Origin of the sequence: Mesorhizobium sp. M2A.F.Ca.ET.039.01.1.1 (assembly GCF_003998035.1) — a bacterium.
Classification (GTDB): domain Bacteria; phylum Pseudomonadota; class Alphaproteobacteria; order Rhizobiales; family Rhizobiaceae; genus Mesorhizobium.
Genome location: NZ_RZRY01000940.1, coordinates 1 through 1,993 on the forward strand (window position 1 = coordinate 1; position 1,993 = coordinate 1,993).

Consider the following 1,993-nt stretch of genomic DNA (forward strand, 5'->3'; position numbering starts at 1 on the left):
GTCCCAGGAGGTGTTGAGCGTTATCACCGCGCCGTTGGCGAATTCGAGCAGCGCATGGATCGTGGTCGGCGTGTTGACCGGGATTTTTTCGCCCGCGCGCGGTTTGGAGCTGATCGTCCGCACCTTCGCCGGGGTCGTTGCGAAGGCCGCCACCTGTTTCACCGGCCCGATCAGCTGGATCAGGTTGGTGACGTAGTAAGGTCCGATGTCGAGCACCGGGCCGGCGCCCGGCTGGAAAAAGAAGTCCGGATTGGGATGCCAGTGCTCCATGCCGTGGCCCATCACATGACAGGTGCCGCTGGTGATCTTGCCGAGCTTGCCGCTGTCGATCAGCTCGCGCGCCAGCTGGTGCGCGCCGCCGAGGAACGTATCCGGCGCCGAACCGATGCGCAGGCCCTTCTTCTCGGCCCGTTTCTTTAGGTCGAGTCCTTCCTCGATCGACAGAACGAAAGGTTTTTCCGAATAGACATGCTTGCCGGCGTCGAGCGCCTGCCTCGACACTTCGTAATGCACCGCCGGAATGGTGAGATTGACGATGATGTCGATCTCGTCATCCTTGAGAAGGTCGTTGACCGTCTCGGCGCGCAGCTTGAACTCCTTTGCCCGCGCTTTCGCCGCGTCCATGTTGATGTCCGCGCAGGCGCGCATCTTGATGCCGCGGAACAGCGGCGCCAGCGAGAAATATGCCTTTGATATGTTGCCGCAGCCGATGACGCCGACGCCAAGCTTGTCTGCCATTTCAATTACTCCTGCCAGCTTTTGGCTGCCGCGATCGAGCGACGGGCATAGCGCTCGATGTCATTGGGATTGTCCTGTTCCATGATGAAATACTGCGCCGCGCTCTTGGCGCGCAATGTCTTGAACAGGCCCGCCCAATCGATCGTACCGTGGCCGACATCGGACCAGCCGTCCTCGTCCAGCCCCTCGCCGGGCTTGGCGATATCCTTGACGTGCACGGCGACGATGCGCTTGCCATGTTTTTCGATCCAGGGCAGAGGATCGGCGCCGCCGCGCAGCACCCAGGCGACGTCCATTTCCCAGCCGATGTCGGGTGCGGCAGACAGGATGTGGTCCTGCGGCAGCGAGCCGTCGGCAAGCGCCTTGAACTCGAAATCATGGTTGTGCCAGGCAAAGCCGTAGCCAGCCTTTTTCGCCGTCTCGCCCACCTTGGCCAGGCGCTCGCCGAAGCCGCGCCAGCCGGCGCTGTCGGAAGGACGCTGGTCGGGCATCAGATAGGGGCAGACCAGCAGCGTGATGCCGAGCGCGTCGGCGATCTTGCGCACGCCGCCGAAGTCGTTTTCCAGCGCGTCGATCGAGAAATGCCCGGTCGGCATCGCCAGCCCGTTCTTGTCGAGCTCGGCGCGGAAGGCTTTCGGGTCGTCATAGACGCCGCCGAAACCCTCCACTTGCTTGTAGCCGAGCTCGCCGAGCATTCTCACCACGCTGTCCCATGGCTGGAAATTGCGGGCGCTGTAGAGTTGGAATGACCAGTTCATCTGTCCTGTCCGTTCGGTTGGTCCTGGGAGATTAAATTCGGTTGCCTGTTTGAGCGTCGAAGAGCGAGGCGCGCATCGGATCGAAGCCGACGCTGACCGGATCCCCGTTCTTCGGCGTGCGTTCGGAGGTGACGCGCACGGTGAAGTTCTGCCCGCCGAGTTTCAGCCACACCAGCGTATCGGAACCCATGGGCTCCACGACCTCGACATTAGCCGTCGCGGCGAAGGGCCAGCCCGTGCCGCTGTTGAAGGCGACATGCTCGGGCCGGATGCCGAACACCGCGGGGCCTGGCGCCGGCTCCTTCTCGAAGGCATAGGTCGCAAGCGGGATGCGTACATCCTCCACGGCAAAGTGCCAGTCGCCGCCGTCCTTCTCCAGCCTGCCGTCGATGAAATTCATCGCCGGCGAACCGAGGAAGCCGGCGACGAAGCGGTTGACGGGGCGGTTGTAGATCGTCTGCGGCGCATCTAGCTGCTGGATCACGCCGCCCTTCATC

Annotated in this window: 3 protein-coding genes; all 3 read right to left on the reverse strand. The window is 62.9% G+C overall.

Features of this window, described 5'->3' with window-relative positions; genetic code table 11:
* The coding region (locus EOA24_RS35830; protein WP_133374811.1) for a Gfo/Idh/MocA family oxidoreductase at positions 1-738 on the reverse strand (738 nt) is incomplete at its 3' end.
* A gap of 5 nt (positions 739-743) precedes the next feature.
* Positions 744-1,496, reverse strand: a complete 753-nt coding sequence (locus EOA24_RS35835) for a sugar phosphate isomerase/epimerase (RefSeq protein WP_126081164.1) — start codon at positions 1,494-1,496, stop codon at positions 744-746.
* Between the two features lie 31 nt (positions 1,497-1,527).
* A partial coding sequence (locus EOA24_RS35840) for a TOBE domain-containing protein (protein WP_127410696.1) occupies positions 1,528-1,993 on the reverse strand: 466 nt, incomplete at its 5' end.